Annotated in this window: 14 protein-coding genes and 1 riboswitch; of the genes, 5 read left to right on the forward strand and 9 right to left on the reverse strand. The window is 35.2% G+C overall.

The features are described from left to right. Positions 1-39: 39 nt before the first annotated feature. The 5 genes from HN014_RS19865 to HN014_RS19885 all read left to right on the forward strand — a co-directional run bounded on the left by HN014_RS19865 (position 40) and on the right by HN014_RS19885 (position 5,436). On the forward strand, positions 40-1,494 hold the full coding sequence (locus HN014_RS19865; protein WP_176030578.1) for a PepSY-associated TM helix domain-containing protein: 1,455 nt from the start codon (positions 40-42) through the stop codon (positions 1,492-1,494). A 9-nt stretch (positions 1,495-1,503) separates the two neighbouring features. After that, positions 1,504-1,697, forward strand: a riboswitch (cobalamin riboswitch). Between the two features lie 277 nt (positions 1,698-1,974). Beyond that, positions 1,975-2,799 carry a ferredoxin gene (locus tag HN014_RS19870; RefSeq protein WP_176030579.1) on the forward strand — a complete coding sequence of 275 codons (825 nt, stop codon included), beginning with the start codon at positions 1,975-1,977 and terminating at the stop codon, positions 2,797-2,799. Then, positions 2,789-3,601 (forward strand): SDR family oxidoreductase, encoded by an 813-nt coding sequence (locus HN014_RS19875; protein ID WP_176030580.1) that lies wholly within the window; start codon positions 2,789-2,791, stop codon positions 3,599-3,601. The genes HN014_RS19870 and HN014_RS19875 overlap by 11 nt, the downstream gene beginning before the upstream one ends. Continuing rightward, on the forward strand, positions 3,601-4,329 hold the full coding sequence (gene cobA / locus HN014_RS19880; RefSeq protein WP_176030581.1) for a uroporphyrinogen-III C-methyltransferase: 729 nt from the start codon (positions 3,601-3,603) through the stop codon (positions 4,327-4,329). Before HN014_RS19875 ends, cobA begins: the two co-directional genes overlap by 1 nt. 165 nt (positions 4,330-4,494) lie before the next feature. Further along, a complete protein-coding gene (locus HN014_RS19885) occupies positions 4,495-5,436 on the forward strand; it encodes a sirohydrochlorin chelatase (RefSeq protein WP_176030582.1) in 942 nt (313 codons plus the stop codon). A 25-nt stretch (positions 5,437-5,461) separates the two neighbouring features. Here HN014_RS19885 and cobN read toward each other — a convergent pair whose 3' ends face one another. The 9 genes from cobN to HN014_RS19930 form a co-directional block, all read right to left on the reverse strand. Further along, positions 5,462-9,208, reverse strand: a complete 3,747-nt coding sequence (cobN, locus tag HN014_RS19890) for a cobaltochelatase subunit CobN (protein WP_176030583.1) — start codon at positions 9,206-9,208, stop codon at positions 5,462-5,464. Continuing rightward, on the reverse strand, positions 9,199-10,497 hold the full coding sequence (locus HN014_RS19895; protein WP_176030584.1) for a cobyrinate a,c-diamide synthase: 1,299 nt from the start codon (positions 10,495-10,497) through the stop codon (positions 9,199-9,201). Before HN014_RS19895 ends, cobN begins: the two co-directional genes overlap by 10 nt. A 10-nt stretch (positions 10,498-10,507) precedes the next feature. Next, a complete protein-coding gene (locus tag HN014_RS19900; RefSeq protein WP_176030585.1) occupies positions 10,508-12,169 on the reverse strand; it encodes a VWA domain-containing protein in 1,662 nt (553 codons plus the stop codon). A 101-nt stretch (positions 12,170-12,270) separates the two neighbouring features. Beyond that, positions 12,271-12,453 (reverse strand): hypothetical protein, encoded by a 183-nt coding sequence (locus HN014_RS19905; protein ID WP_176030586.1) that lies wholly within the window; start codon positions 12,451-12,453, stop codon positions 12,271-12,273. Between the two features lie 327 nt (positions 12,454-12,780). Next, a complete protein-coding gene (locus HN014_RS19910; protein WP_176030587.1) occupies positions 12,781-13,332 on the reverse strand; it encodes a hypothetical protein in 552 nt (183 codons plus the stop codon). 67 nt (positions 13,333-13,399) lie between these two features. Continuing rightward, the gene (locus tag HN014_RS19915; protein ID WP_176030588.1) at positions 13,400-13,936 is read right to left on the reverse strand and encodes a hypothetical protein; all 537 of its coding nucleotides are present in this window, start codon (positions 13,934-13,936) and stop codon (positions 13,400-13,402) included. Between the two features lie 67 nt (positions 13,937-14,003). Beyond that, positions 14,004-14,525: a hypothetical protein gene (locus tag HN014_RS19920; RefSeq protein WP_176030589.1), complete on the reverse strand. Its 522-nt coding sequence runs from the start codon at positions 14,523-14,525 to the stop codon at positions 14,004-14,006. A 359-nt stretch (positions 14,526-14,884) separates the two neighbouring features. After that, positions 14,885-15,379 carry a hypothetical protein gene (locus HN014_RS19925; RefSeq protein ID WP_176030590.1) on the reverse strand — a complete coding sequence of 165 codons (495 nt, stop codon included), beginning with the start codon at positions 15,377-15,379 and terminating at the stop codon, positions 14,885-14,887. Between the two features lie 67 nt (positions 15,380-15,446). Next, positions 15,447-15,965 (reverse strand): hypothetical protein, encoded by a 519-nt coding sequence (locus HN014_RS19930; RefSeq protein ID WP_176030591.1) that lies wholly within the window; start codon positions 15,963-15,965, stop codon positions 15,447-15,449. Positions 15,966-15,984 lie beyond the last annotated feature (19 nt).

The following is a 15,984-nucleotide window of genomic DNA, read 5'->3' on the forward strand; positions in this document are numbered from 1 at the left end:
AAGAGCATAACTTTCTCTTCATAAACAAACTCCTATGTAATGAAAAAACTGATCATCAATATACACCACTGGTTAGGTTCTTTTTTTTGTGTTTTATTTCTTTGCTGGTTTTTATCAGGCTTTGTTATGATGTATCAAAGCTTTCCTAAACTATCAGGAAAAGAACGGATTTCCTTACAAGAGAAAGGAATTACAGGAACACTACTATCTCCGTTTCATATTTTTCAAAAAGACAGTGTACAGGAAATCACTTCACTGCGATTACAGCAACAATTACATCGTCCGGTTTTTCACCTAAAAACAACAACCGGAAAAACAATTTCCAGATATGCGGACACTGGAGCCCTCCTAGACATCTCATCTAAAAGGGCGTTAGATATAGCAACAGCTGCCACACAAATAACTGCTGTATCTGAAATTACTTCCTTGACAGAACTGGATCAATGGATTCCAAGGACTCATTTCCTGTCACATCTGCCTATTTATAAAATTACCTTTGAAGATCCTTCAAAAACGCATGTGTATGTATCTTCTCTAACGGGTGAATTACTACAAAAAACAACTCATAAAGAACGTTTCTGGACGTGGTTAGGAGCCATCCCTCATTGGATTTATTTCAGAGATCTAAGAGTGCACAATACCTTATGGTATCAATTGGTAACCTGGTTAGCTTTTTTTGGACTTATCATGACCATTTCCGGGATGTATACCGGAATTATCCGATACAAAAAAAAGCCTAAAAAACGATTCCAACGTTTCAAAAACAAATGGTATAACCTACATTATTATTTCGGGCTTATTTTTGGAGTGTTTGTTTGTACATGGACATTTAGCGGAATGATGAGCATGACTCCCTTAAATTGGACTCCCAGTACCTCTCTTTCTAAAACAGAGCAACAATTATGGAAAAAACACCCATTCGTACTAACAGACTTTGAAGATATCACTTGGCAACTTTTTGGTCAATCCTCCAAAGTAAATACCGCTAGAGAAATTGTATTTTCTAAATTTCAGGGGGACATACTAACTCATTTTATTACAGCTTCCAATACACATACATCTTTCTTGAATACTACTGATTTCTCGTATACCAAAGAGAATTTTGCTGCTATTATTCAACTCTTTTCTCTAAAAAATAAAATTGAGGATATTTCTTTGTTAACCGAATATGATGCTTACTATTATAGCAGGCACAATACGAGGAAACTTCCTGTTTTGAGAATCAACACCGAGCAAGATATTACATATTATATAGATCCTGACACTGCCAGTTTCTTATTTAAATCATCTACTAAAAACAAAATAGAACGCTGGTTATACCATGGATTGCACAGTCTGGATTTTTCTTTTTTAGCATGGAACCGCCCATTATGGGATATAACCCTAATCTTTTTATTACTAGGAGGAACAATAATCAGTGGTACAGGAGTTGTTCTGGGATGGAAGTTTTATAAAAGAAAGCTCAAAAAGCGCCGAAAAAAAAGGAAAAAATAAAATCGCTTATATTTGCGCTGATTTTGTGGTTCTTATTCTACTAAGATGAAAAGGGAATTTGGTGTGATTCCAAAACTGTTCCCGCAACTGTGAAGCTCAGATCAATGTATATATCTATAAACCACTGTATACAATTCTATGATATGGGAAGGTATTATATGCATAGCTAAGTCAGGAGACCTGCCACCAAAATTATGATACCAAATGAATTTGGTACTATTTAATAACTCTCGGGTAAAGGGTTAGACATAGGAGACGTATGGTAGTATACATACTATCTTTTTATTTCTATAACTTTTTCCCACCTAACACTAATTTTTATATGAAAAAACTAATGTTATGTGGTATGAAATTCTGCTATAACTTCAATCGGTCAATACATTTCATATCCTCTTCTGAAAGTCGTACTAGAGCATCTATAAAAGTATGCTTTTCTGCTTTTATTTTTATCCATTTTCTATTTATTAACTCTTAATCATCATGGGAAAAAACTTAACAAACGTAAAAACTACTTTTCAGTTTTGTGACGGAGGATCTTGCCAGCGTGCCAATAGCGAAATTGCAATACGAGAAGCAAGAGCATACTTGCGTAATGAAGGAGCATGGGATGATATACACACGATTAAAACCCGATGCAACGGACGATGTGAAAATGCTCCTACATGGATTGTACAACCTGGTAATTTCTGGTATAAAAACCTTAGTCCTGAAAAGGCAATCGATATCGTATCCTGCCATTTGAATAATACTCCGGAAAAAGTTGAAGAACATCTATTATACAAAGAAGGATGGGATACTATTAAAACAGATAAAGAACGTAAAGTTACCCTGACTTCATTTACGCATAAGACAGATCCTCATTTAGGAGATGCTCTCATTGCCAAAGCATTTGCCTCTGACCAGCATTTATATCCATTATTTCAATATTTGTTTCAAAAAGATAAAAAAATCGCAATAGAACTCAATGATGGCATGTTTTTTGATATAAAAACTCCTCATGTAATATCATATCATGAAAAATACGATCTCTCTATAACAGGAGATCAAATCAATATAAAATTAGCAATTGCAGGTATCCCAAAAGATGCTGATGATAACCTTGTAGAAAGAAAAGTTACTTCGGCAGAAGTAATCTGGTTGAAAAAAACAGCTATCTTTACCAAAGCAATTAGGCTAAAAAATAAAAAAGGTAATCATCTGGTAACCTGCTGGATAAAAGAGGAAGATATTGCTTCATGGCATCATATCCTATCTATTTATCTGGGAATGAACCCAGAACATATAAGAATAAAAAATGAACCTTAAACAAATAAGTATTTTAGGTTGCGGATGGTTAGGACTTCCACTAGCTAAAGATTTTATAAAAGAAGGGATCTCTGTTAAGGGGTCCACTACTTCTCCTGATAAAATCGACATATTAACACAAAGTGGAATAACTCCTTACCTACTGACCTTAGGGGAAGCTTCCTCTGCAACTTATTTAGATTTTTTATCTGAAAGTGAACTACTTATTATCAATTTCCCACCCAGGAGAATTCCAAACATCACAGAAGTATACCAACAACAAATTCGAAGTATTTTACCTTATATTGGCAACAACCAAAAGGTGATTTTCATTAGTTCAACCTCTGTGTACGAAAACACAAATGACTGGGTTACGGAAATACGACATACACAACCGGAAAAAGAATCCGGAAAGGCAGTAGCTGCGGTAGAACAGATATTGCATACTCAACTTCAACATCATCTTACAATTATTCGATTATCTGGTTTAATAGGCTATGATCGTCTTCCGGGAAGGTTTCTTGCTAATAAAAAAGAAGTTCCCAATGGAGATGCTCCTATTAATGTGATACATCGAGATGATTGTTTAGGCATTATCAAATCTGTAATTAATACTAACAATTGGGGCGAAATATTTAACGGCTGTGCCGATAAACATCCTCTGCGCAAAGAATATTATACCTTGGCAGCAGAAAAAATAGGCTTAACTCCACCTACTTTTTCTAATCATAAAGACACTGCATACAAGCTAATATCCAATGCAAAAAGCAAGGAAGTACTCGCCTATGAATACCTTCACCCCGATCCTTTAAAACTACTATAATGTACCCCATAGCAATCGTAGGAGCCGGACCTGGAGATCCGGAGTTACTGACAGTAAAAGCACATCATCTAATTGAACAAGCAGATGTCATTCTTCATGACAACCTGATTTCCGATGCCATTATGACCATCAACAATTATTGCAAAAAAATATATGTTGGTCGAAAGTTCGGAGATAATACAGATCAAATAGAACGACAACTGATGATTAATAAATTACTTTGCAAGTTTCAGCAAGATGGAAAAAAGGTAGTTCGATTAAAATCAGGTGATCCATATATATATGGTCGGGCTGCCGAGGAAGCCCGTTATCTGACAGAACACAATATCCCTTTTGAAGTGGTTCCCGGAATAACCGCTTCCTTAGCTGCAGCAAGTATTTTCAATATTCCGATAACAGAAAGAAACAAATCAAATGCTAATCTGATTTGTACCGCTCATACTGCTGATTATTCTTTTGAGCAATTAAATGGCATTGCCCATATGCTCAAAGCAGGAAACACTATTTCTATCTACATGGGACTTAAAAGCCTTCATCGGATAGTTCCTAAATTAATGGAAGCCTGTAATGATGATACCATCCCAGTAAATGCTGTTTCTAATGCATCGAGATCCAATCAGCAAATCATAATAGGCACTCTTGGAACTATCGAGCAACTAATTGAAGAACAACAACCAGAGATGCCGGTAGTTCTTATCATAGGAGCAACATCTATTAATCATCTATAAGAATACCCTATATACCTTACTTCAGTTTATGAAGTGAGGTATATATTTTACTACTTCCTTATTTCTTTTGTACAACTAGTGTGGCATAAAATACAGTTTTAATGTATTTTTGCGCTACGTTATAAATCATTTGTCAGAGATGGCAATATCAAAGTAAATTCGAAATTGAAAGAAGGCATTTTACTATGTGGTCATGGAAGCAGAAGGGAAGCTGCTGTCACATCCTTCAAACGTTTGGTTACAATTTTAAAAGATCGTTATCAGGACAGTTATGAAGTGGATTATGGTTTTTTAGAGTTTAACCATCCTACTTATGAAGCAGCTGTAGAGCGGATGTACCTCAATGGTATCCGAAAAATCTATGCACTCCCCGTTATCTTATTTGCCGGTTCTCATGCCAAGAATGATATCCCGTATGAGCTAAATACAATACAATCATATTATGAGGATCTTCATATTGCCATGGCAAAACACATTGGTGTTAATTCTTTTTTACTGGACCTTGCTGCAAAACGAATTAAAGAAACTGAAGCTACCATCCCTGGTTTCAACAGAAAAGAAAGTTGCCTGGTAGTCGTAGGACGTGGAACAACTGACCCTGATGCGAATAGTGATGTCTGCAAATTAACCAGTATGCTCTGGGAAGGTTTGGGGTACGGATTTGCTACTACTGCCTATAGTGGAACTGCCTACCCTTCTGTAAAAGAATCTCTCCTTCTTACAGAAAAATTAGGTTTTAAAAGAACTATTGTCATCCCATTCTTTTTCTTTACGGGGGTACTACTAGAACGAATATACAGTCAGGTAACAGCTATGGATGACAAGGTTGCGGATCAGGAATTTATCTATACAGATCCTTTTGGAACGGATGAGCTCCTCCTTAAAGCTTTTGATGAGCGACTGGAAGAAGCCAAAACCGGAACTGCCAATATGAACTGCCAATTGTGCAAATACAGGAAACAAGTAATAGGTTTTGAATCTGATTATGGAAAAGAACAAATCGGTCATCATCTCAATGTCAAAGGAATTTTATTTGAAGAAGATGAAAAGCCCGGAGAAAAGAAAAATACGCTAGGTCATAAAATAAAAAAGGTTCTGGGAATATAGTTTGTTCTGAGGGTCCGGTGTTCTTTTACTCTACCTGCCCCTCTCCTTCTATATACAATTCTTCTAACTGATTTTTAATTTCATCAGATGGATGTTCCCACATCCCACGCTGAATAGCTTCCAGCAGACGTTCACTCATATCCCGTAATGCCCATGGATTATTTTCTTTGATGAATTTTTTATTTTCAGGATCCAATAAATAAGAAGCAGTTATCCCTTCATACATAAAATCATCAACCAGATTAGTAGTTGCATCATATGCAAATAAATAATCCAGTGTAGCTGCCATTTCAAAGGCTCCTTTATACCCATGCCGCTGTACTCCCGAAATCCATTTCGGATTTACAACTCTTGATCGGTATACTTTATGCAATTCTTCTTTTAATGATTTTATCTTTGGGGTTTCTGGTCGGGAATGATCCCCAAAATAGATCGTCGCCTCTTCTCCTTTTGTAGTTTTTACGGCATTTGCCAGCCCTCCTTGAAACTGGTAATAATCATCACTATCCAGAATATCATGTTCCCTGTTATCCTGATTTTGCAAAACAATCTGCATAGCATTCAGACGATTGCGAAACGCTTCATGTGCCGATACTCCTTTTCTGGCACTTCCATATGCATATCCACTCCAGTTTATATAGACCTTTGCAAGATCTTCTTGTGTTTTCCAGTTCTTTTCATCTATGACAGCCTGTAATCCTGCTCCATAAGCTCCCGGTTTAGAACCAAAGACCCTGTATAAAGCACGGTCATTTGCCACTTCTTCAGACAATCCCTGTTTTTTCCAATAAGCACTTTCTTCTAAAACCCTTTTGCGAATAGGATTTTCCTCCAGAGGCTCTTCCAGTGAGGCTACTTTAGCTACCACCTTATTAAACAAATTAATCACATCGGGAAATGCATCTCTAAAAAAACCGGAAATACGCAAAGTAACATCTACTCTCGGTCTTCCTAACATAAACAAAGGAATGATCTCAAAATCACTGACTCTCCTATTTGCATTTTTCCAGATGGGACGTACTCCCATCAAAGCAAATGCCTGTGCAATATCATCTCCTCCAGTTCTCATGGTAGACGTCCCCCATACAGAAATCCCTATCGTTTCCGGATAGTCCCCATTCTCCTGTAAATACCGTTCTATTAACAATAAAGCACTCTTTTCTCCCAATCGGTACGCCGTTTCTGTCGGAATGGTTCTAACATCTACCGAATAAAAGTTTCTACCGGTCGGCAACAGATCTACTCTCCCTCTTGTCGGAGCTCCTGAAGGACCAGATGGAATATATTTCCCGTTTAATCCATCGATTAAGAAATCTAATTCGTCTGTTGTTTTTGCTACAGCTTGTGCTGTCTCATTTTTAATATATTCTAATACGGATATTGTATTAGGAAGTGCTGTGGGTAAAACTCCTTCTTCCAGATAAGCAATGACATATGTTTTGACCTTTTCTTCTAATCTAGCAATGACAGCACCAGCAGATCTATAGCGTACCTCATCAATAACCACCTCTAATACTTCTTCATAAGGAATCTCCAGAATATTTTGTGTAATCCCTAAATCGGTTGCTAATGCCTGCGTAATTCCCATTTTTCCATACACAGGAACTCTGTGAAGTGCTATTAATAAATCAATATATTGTTCTGCTATCGGAGCTTTCCCAAAAATATGTAACCCATCCCGAATTTGCGCTTCTTTTAATTCACATAGATACCCGTCAAGTTTTACCAGTAATTCATCTACATCATCTGTAGCGATCCCAAGATCAACATGAAGCTTTGTTTCTTTGACCAAAGCCGCTATTTCTCCTTCTAACACCCTACTTCTTTTAGGATCTACAGAAGAGGCTTCATAATATTCATCAACAAGATGTTCCAGTTTTATCAAACTCCCATATGTTTCCGCTCTGGTCATAGGAGGAATGAGGTGATCCAGAATCACTGCCTGATTTCTTCTTTTAGCCTGTGTTCCTTCTCCTGGATCATTAATAATAAATGGATAAAAGTGAGGCAACGGACCAAAAATTGCTGCCGGATAACAGCTTGTTTCGTCAAGAGACACACTCTTTCCCGGAAGCCATTCCAGGTTTCCATGTTTTCCTAAATGAATAACGGCATCTGCCCGATATACATCTTGTAACCAAAAATAGTATGCCAGATACTGATAGGTAGGAGGTAGATCCGGTGAATGATAAATTGCCTGCGGGTCTTGATTATATCCTCTTGAAGGCTGAATACTCACAAAAATATTTTCCAGTAAAAATCCCGATACTACAAAACCATCTCCTACAAAATACGGATCGTCTTCAGCTGGTCCCCATTGCTCCAAAATATCTTTTTTGAGCTGATCCGACAAAGAAGAAAATCTTTTGTCAAAATCTGGTTTTGCATACCTTATTGCATGCGGTCTGGTTTCGAGCGTTGTAACATCATTAGTCGTCACCTGCGTTATCCAGTGCATTAATGCTGTTCCTGTTTCTGGTACAGCTGATCCAACAGTATATCCTTCTCTTTTTAATTTATTTAATACTTCTACGCAACTTTGCGGAGTGTCCAACCCTACTCCATTAGCTAAACGACTATCTTTATTCGGATAATTAGGAAGAATAATCGCTACTTTTTTATCTGCATTTGAAATTTGCTGTAAACGAATCCAATTTTTAGTCAACGCAGCTGTAAAATCACAGGCAGGTTGATAGGCTTCATATTTTACAATTGCACTATCTGTCAACGGGTCTTTTTCGATTTCTTTTTTGAAAGAAATAGCTCTGCCGATAATTCGACCATCAATCTCCGGAAGTGCAATATTCATTGCTATATCGGTCGGAGGAAGTCCGAACAATCCTTCTTCCCAAACGGTTTTATTGGTAGTCGACAATATCGCCTGAAAAACAGGAACTCCTAATTTTTCGAAAATAAAAGAGGTCCCATCCATTGGTTTAATCGTAAAACCTGTCGTATTAATAATAGCATGTATGCTTCGCCTTCCCTCATCTATTATCATATCATAAAGTGTCTCTACTAACCTAGTATCTCTTAGATTATGAGCAAAGGCAATACAAACATTTATTCCTTGTTTCTTAAGTGAAGTACTAAGTACCTCCAAGGGTTCCATATTATTCGCTAAATAATGTGCTCTATAGGCCAATATAAATGCTATCGGGCGATCATCTGTACTATGCAAATCCAGTGTCTCCTGTGTAACAATTCCTTTTTCCGGAATATACAGAAACACATCTGAAACCGTTTTTGGTGCAATTATTTTCCCCGACTGTTCAAAACTAATCGCCTGTATATATTGTAATAAAGCTATTGAATTTTCTTTTCCTCCTTCTTGCAGATATTGACGACACTGATGTACTTTATCCAGAGAAACAGAAGATAATTTCATTAATTCTACATCTGGTTCATGAGAAGGAATCAAAATCAGTGTATTTCCTACATGTTTCTGAAGCGCCACTAGTGATTCCACCAGATATTTATAATAGCTCAATCCCCCCAACATACTACATATGACTACCTTTGCCTTTTCTACAACTTCCTCTAAATAGGTATCTATAGTTAATTCTTGTTTCAGATACACCAGATTGGTCATTCTCAAGCTTGGTAACTTTCCTCTCTCTCGGTTATGCAATACTTTATATGCTTCATTCATAGAATGAATCTCCGTATCCCCCGCACTGAGAAATACAATATCTCCGGGTTGTTGATCAATATAAAATATTCCATCATCATCCGGATTCCATCCTCCGGGTATCGTCGCTATTAAATGCATTGAAAAACTGATTCTGATAACGCTGCCCAGTATAAATGAATATAACTGGCATATACGTTTTTATGATTATATACTTTTGCCGGAACTTCTATTTCTCTGGCTGAAAAAACCTGGGCAATACTTTCTAATCCCTCATCTTTTTCTACCTTGGAATAATGAAATTCATGCCCCCATATCTCTATTCCCTCTATTAGTACTCTTCTATATCCTAAAGTTAGTTTTTTATGTTTCATAGAAGTTCTAAAAGGAAAAATCCCTACCATTGGATACGCAATACCATTTTCATCAATAATCTCATTTCCCAAATACATCATCCCCCCACATTCGGCAATAATCCGTATTCCTTTTTCTGAGGCTTCTCTTAATTGTTTTAACATTGCTGTATTTCCTGACAACTGCTCTAAATATAGTTCTGGATAGCCTCCTGCTAAATAAATAATATCTGCAACAGGTAATTCTGTATCCTGAAGAGGGCTAAAATAATGAATCGTTCCTAGCTGTTCCAGCCACTTAATATTCTCCAGATAGGTAAAAGAAAACACCTCATCTTTAGCCACTAAAATCTTATAGTTTTTCTTTTTGACATCGCTTGTATCTTCTATTTCCTGATGATCTACCTCTACTTTCTTTGCACATTCCAAAATAGACACTAAAGGGAGGTGTGACATTACATGAACGGCAGCCTTTTCTATAACTTCTTCATAAGAGCCATTGATTTGCAATCCCAAATGTCTTGAGGGAATTTTAATATCTTCATTGGAAGGAATATACCCTAGGCACGGAATTTCAACAGACTCACATGCTTCTTTTAACAATGCGTAATGCGTTGGTTTATTTACAAAATTAAAAATCACTCCCGCTATTTTCACATCAGGATCAAAACTCTTTAACCCATACAAAATAGGAGCAATTGTATACGCCATTGCTGATGCATTCACTATTAATATTACCGGAATATCAAGCGCTTTGGCAATGGCAGCAGAACTTCCTTTGTCTTTTACTGCACCGTCGAAAAGCCCCATAACTCCTTCTACAATGGAAACATCTGCATCTTTGCTATATGATTCAAATACTTGCTTCAGGTGTGAAGGAGGCATCATCATCATATCCAGATTGACAGCGGGTCGTCTAGAAGCTGTTGTATGATGAATTGTATCAATATAATCAGGACCACATTTAAAAGCCTGTACTTTATACCCCTGATTACTAAACCAACGAGATACTCCAAGTGTGACAGTAGTTTTTCCTGAGTTACTCCAGGGAGCTGCAATTAAAAAAGCTTTGGACATATGTAGCTAATTATAAATCGTTTATTGAAAGATACTTCAGTTGCAGCTGAGCAGCTATTTCTTTTGAACGTCCTAATTTTACGAAACCATTTTCTGTATCGACTATGGTTGCCTGAGGTATTTTGGACAAATATTTTTTGTAGGTTTCTATAGCATATGAAAAAGGACTCCCTGAACCTGTATTAATCTTTCCATCTGTAAAGACAAAAAGCTGGACTGTTTTAAAGGAAATCGATTTTAATAATTCATATACTTTAAAAAAAGCCGCTCCCAGATTTGTTTTTCCTCCTGTTCTCAGGGAATACACTTCTTTTAGTATTTGCTTGGAATCAGTTGTAAAACCTTGAATAATTCTGGCTGTATGCTGATATAACCCTACAATAGCATATTGTATTTTCTTTCCCGGATATTGCATCAGTGTTCGCTCAATGATTCCTTTGATAAAAGCAATCTGGGTATTTTTTGTCATTGAGCTACTAGTATCTACCAAAAACACTACATTGGTTTGTGTTCTTTTTGTAATTCGCTTGCGTATGGCTTCAAAGGTTCCTGTGGCCATATATTTTTTAACACTTGAGCTTACCGCAATCTCTTCTACAAAAGTTTCATAATTTCTCCCGTCAATATACTGATCCAACATATCCAAAGAAACTTCTTTCTTTTTGGCTGTATGCCTGGTCATAAACTTCAGTCCGCTTTGTACCGATTGTGGCAATTGAAATGCGTCTTTATTAGCTGTCGTTTGTTGTTGCTCATTGCTTGTTTGCTCTGAAGAAGAATCATCAGGTGGCGTTTCTTCTTCTTTTTGGGGAGTATATTCTTTACTCCTATGCGCCAATACATACGGAGCTATTATATGTACCATCTCTTCTGTGATCTGGGATTCATTCATAAAAGCAGCATACGCTCTTACTGTTTTAAGCAAAAGAATATCTGCTCTCATTCCTTCTACCTGATATTTTAGCGTTAATCTGGCACAAATTTCCTGTACTTCATCAGGAATCTTTATTGCATGTAAGCGCTTTTTAGCTCTCAGGACCTGATCTCTGATATCTTGCTCTTCTGCTTCGTATTGTTTATAAAAAAGAGTAGGATCACTATCGTATGTCAATCGAAGCATCGCTATTTTTTTGCGTATGGCTATTTGATCAGGCGTATTAACCGTTACACTTAGTCCGAAACGATCCAATAACTGTGGTCGTAAAGCCCCTTCTTCAGGGTTCATAGTACCGACCAAACAAAACCTGCTCTCCTGCCATTGAGAAATTCCTTCCCGCTCCAGGTTATATCCTCCACTTGCTGATGCATCTAATAATACATCCATCAAATAATCATTGAGCAAATTTACCTCATCAATATACAGAAAGCCACTATTTGCTTTTGCCAATAATCCTTTATCAATAACCGTCTGTTTTTGATTAATTAGTACTTCTAAATTAATACTTCCCAAAACTCGATCTTCTGTCGCTCCGATAGGAAGATTAACAAAGGGGAATTCCTCGCCCATTAATTGACTTAGTGCCCGTACAGTGGTTGTTTTTGCAGTCCCTTTATCTCCTGTAGCTAATACTCCGCCGATTGACGGATCAACTAAGTTAAGTAACAAACATAACTTCAAATCCTCCTGGGCCAAAATTGCCGTAAAAGGATACTTGTATATGGTGGATTTCATTACGATAATCTATATCTTCTAGTAATTGTAATAATATCGCTAAAATAAGGATTTATCACCGGACAAAATATTACCAAAAGAAAATATCGTAATGTTCTTTTTTACCCTGTACTTTCTTGTAGGTGTAATGCTCCTGTGCCAATTCTAAAATCGATATAAGCAGTCTGTGCCGATTCGACATCAAACTCCGGATAATAATATAATCCATACCCATTATAGAAATTTATAGTGATTTCTACGGTCTTCATATCATATCTATACATGGTGATGGTTCCCTTTTTCATTAGGGAGAGCTGCAATGCCCTAGCTACGAATAGATCGTCTCGGGTCTAGGAACGTGAATACTGCAAGGTTATACCATTTACACTTTACATCTACCGGAATAATATGTTCTTTCCGTTTTTTCATAAGTACAGCGTTAACATTACACCTAAACTTGCCGTCTTAAAAATGGGAGAAGGTCACTCCAAAAATGAATACTTTAAAATGGTGGTATAAATGAGGGCAGCTTTGTTTAAATTCACTTTATGCAACAGTAACTAACGTTTTGTTTTTTTGTAGTATTATGATGTTTATTGGGTATTTGGGCGTTTAGGCTTACCCATCAAACTTTATTCTTCTATAGGATAAGGTTCATCAAATTCTTTAATAATTTTACCTGTAATACCATCTATTATGATAACCCCTAACAGCATATTCTCTTCACTTTTATGATAGGTTATTGCCCAAAAAGGTCTTCCTGTTTTCTTTCCGATATTTTCAGTACCAAAACCAAAACTTCTATTTACCTGAAACTGTTCATGAGACATATCAATTTTCCTTTCTTTAATTAGTTTTAAAACATTTTCCCAAGTAAACTTATAAGGTGCATCATAATCAGTTTCTTTTACTAAATTACCCTGTTCATCATATTCTTTCCAAATTCCTTTTTCAAAATCGTTAAAAAATTTTAATCCATCAATTTTTATTTTTCCATTGTGATGAAAAACTCTGTACTCTTGAAAAAAATTAGTGGGATGTGTTATTACCTCAATATAATTCATATAAATACCATCTCCTCCAGCATCAAATTGTCTTATGTAGGTACTATCTTTTAAATAATATCCATCATAACCAGGGTTTTTCTTTTTTTTATTATATGCTTCAATATCAAAAGTTTTCATAGTGTTTTGTTTTTGTGCAAAACAAGAAACTAACACCATAAAAAAGAATAGTAACAGAATATTTTTTTTATTCATCATCGTAATCCCCATCAGCAGGAGCATCCATTTCAGACTCTTGAAAAATTTCTCCAGTATCCCCGTAAATGCCTATTACCCCAAGTTTATCAGAGTTTTTAATATTGAAAATTATACTCCATACAGGTCTCTTATCTACGATATTTCTACCAACTTCGAAATTGTTACCAGTCATATCTAGTTTCCTTTCTTTAATTAGTTTTAAAACATCTTCCCAAGTAAACTTATAAGGTGCATCATAATCAGTTTCTTTTACTAAATTACCCTGTTCATCATATTCTTTCCAAATTCCTTTTTCAAAATCGTTAAAAAATTTTAATCCATCAATTTTTATTTTTCCATTGTGATGAAAAACTCTGTACTCTTGAAAAAAATTAGTGGGATGTGTTATTACCTCAATATAATTCATATAAATACCATCTCCTCCAGCATCAAATTGTCTTATGTAGGTACTATCTTTTAAATAATATCCATCATAACCAGGGTTTTTCTTTTTTTTATTATATGCTTCAATATCAAAAGTTTTCATAGTGTTTTGTTTTTGTGCAGAACAAGAAACTAACACCATAAAAAAGAATAGCAACAGAATATTTTTTTTATTCATCATCGTAATCCCCATCAGCAGGATAGTCTATTTCTGCTTCTCTAGTAATCTTTCCAGTTATTCCATCAATATTAATTACTCCCAGTCTATCATGAGTTTTAGGTTTATCATAAACAATAGCCCATGAGGTTCCTTTTTCGCTACTCCCTCTAATCACTCTAAATTGTTCATGAGACATATCAATTTTCCTTTCTTTAATTAGTTTTAAAACATCTTCCCAAGTAAACTTATAAGGTGCATCATAATCAGTTTCTTTTACTAAATTACCCTGTTCATCATATTCTTTCCAAACTCCTTTTAAAAAATCATCTGGAAAAAATTCCCCCGTAACTTTTAACGTACCGTCTTTATAATATTTGTTATATACTTGAAAAAAATCATTTTGCTTCGTTATAGTTTCTTCATAACCAAATTGCCAAGTACTTTGTTCTACTTTAGTACTATCTTTAGAAATATAAGTATATCGGTTATTTATCTTGTTTTTGTTAAATTGCTCTACATCAAAAGTTTTCATAGTGTTTTGTTTTTGCGCTTTACAACTGTTTAGTGTACATAAAACTATACAGTTTACAATAACTATACGTAACATATTATTCGGGTTTTATGTTTGTATTTGCCCACAGCTTTTTTATTTGCCATAACCAAATGTGATTTCGTTTTTTACTCCCATATTTAGAAAGGTGTGAATAATCCATAATATTGTAGGTGTCACCTTTCCTATAGCTGGATGGATGATTGCTATTGGATGAAAATGTATGATATAAACCTAATTCGTAAAGCTTCCTGTGCTGTGGTAGAGGTGTTATGACCTTTAAATAATACCACTGCATCTGAATTTATGGCTTTTAGTTTTATTGGTTTTTTTGTACTTTTTTATGAACCTTCGTCAAATTCATTTTTAGCATCTTGTAGAACTTTTCCTGTTTTACTATCAATAATTACATCATAGATGTAAATTCCTTTAACGTAAGAGAAACGCCAATTTCCATTATCTTTTCGGATAGTTGTATTATCTGTATCTTTTATATCTACTTTACGCTCTTTTAATAATTTTAATAAATCTTCCCAAGTGTAATTAAAACCTTTATCGTAGTCGGTTTCTTTTATTAGCTTTCCTTCTTGGTTGTATTCTTTCCAAACACCTGTATAAAAGTCATTTTCAAGAAAATACCCACTTATTTTTAATGTTCCATTTTTATAATACGAATTAAAGTCTTCTATGTATTTATCTTTATACTTTATAATTTCAATATATTGTTCTCTACCCTTTCTTTGTCTTATAACAGTTCCATTATCTAAAGTTCGGTTATATTCATTACGAATTGTATCCTTATGCTTATTAAAAGTTTCTAAATCAAATCTTTTCATAGTGTTTTGTTTTTGTGCAAAACAAGAAACTAACACCATAAAAAAGAATAGCAACAGAATATTTTTTTTATTTATCATCGTAATCCCCATCAGCAGGAGCATCCATTTCAGACTCTTGAAAAATTTCTCCAGTATCCCCGTAAATGCCTATTACTCCCAGTTTATCAGAGTTTTTAATATTGAAAATTATGCTCCATACAGGTCTCTTATCTACGATATTTCTACCAACTTCGAAATTGTTACCAGTCATATCTAGTTTTCTTTTTTTAATTAATTCTAAAACATCTTCCCAAGTAAACTTATAAGGTGCATCATAATCAGTTTCTTTTACTAAATTACCCTGTTCATCATATTCTTTCCAAACTCCTTTTAAAAAATCATCTGGAAAAAATTTCCCCGTAACTTTTAACGTACCGTCTTTAAAATATTTGTTATATACTTGAAAAAAATCATTTTGCTTCGTTATAGTTTCTTCATAACCAAATTGCCAAGTACTTTGTTCTACTTTAGTACTATCTTTAGAAATATAAGTATATCGGTTATTTATCTTGTTTTTGTTAAATTGCTCTACATCAAAAGTTTTCATAGTGTTTTGTTTTTGCGCA

Source organism: Aquimarina sp. TRL1, from assembly GCF_013365535.1.
In the GTDB taxonomy this organism is placed as follows: domain Bacteria; phylum Bacteroidota; class Bacteroidia; order Flavobacteriales; family Flavobacteriaceae; genus Aquimarina; species Aquimarina hainanensis.

What these genes read in the sequence shown, in the direction of transcription:
- HN014_RS19870 (WP_176030579.1), top strand. Translation starts at nt 1,975, where the DNA reads ATGGGAAAAAACTTAACAAACGTAAAAACTACTTTTCAGTTTTGTGAC.
- HN014_RS19905 (WP_176030586.1), bottom strand. Translation starts at nt 12,453, where the DNA reads ATGAAAAAGGGAACCATCACCATGTATAGATATGATATGAAGACCGTA.
- HN014_RS19930 (WP_176030591.1), bottom strand. Translation starts at nt 15,965, where the DNA reads ATGAAAACTTTTGATGTAGAGCAATTTAACAAAAACAAGATAAATAAC.
- HN014_RS19910 (WP_176030587.1), bottom strand. Translation starts at nt 13,332, where the DNA reads ATGAAAACTTTTGATATTGAAGCATATAATAAAAAAAAGAAAAACCCT.
- HN014_RS19925 (WP_176030590.1), bottom strand. Translation starts at nt 15,379, where the DNA reads ATGAAAAGATTTGATTTAGAAACTTTTAATAAGCATAAGGATACAATT.
- cobA (WP_176030581.1), top strand. Translation starts at nt 3,601, where the DNA reads ATGTACCCCATAGCAATCGTAGGAGCCGGACCTGGAGATCCGGAGTTA.
- cobN (WP_176030583.1), bottom strand. Translation starts at nt 9,208, where the DNA reads ATGCATTTAATAGCGACGATACCCGGAGGATGGAATCCGGATGATGAT.
- HN014_RS19920 (WP_176030589.1), bottom strand. Translation starts at nt 14,525, where the DNA reads ATGAAAACTTTTGATGTAGAGCAATTTAACAAAAACAAGATAAATAAC.
- HN014_RS19900 (WP_176030585.1), bottom strand. Translation starts at nt 12,169, where the DNA reads ATGAAATCCACCATATACAAGTATCCTTTTACGGCAATTTTGGCCCAG.
- HN014_RS19915 (WP_176030588.1), bottom strand. Translation starts at nt 13,936, where the DNA reads ATGAAAACTTTTGATATTGAAGCATATAATAAAAAAAAGAAAAACCCT.
- HN014_RS19875 (WP_176030580.1), top strand. Translation starts at nt 2,789, where the DNA reads ATGAACCTTAAACAAATAAGTATTTTAGGTTGCGGATGGTTAGGACTT.
- HN014_RS19865 (WP_176030578.1), top strand. Translation starts at nt 40, where the DNA reads ATGAAAAAACTGATCATCAATATACACCACTGGTTAGGTTCTTTTTTT.
- HN014_RS19895 (WP_176030584.1), bottom strand. Translation starts at nt 10,497, where the DNA reads ATGTCCAAAGCTTTTTTAATTGCAGCTCCCTGGAGTAACTCAGGAAAA.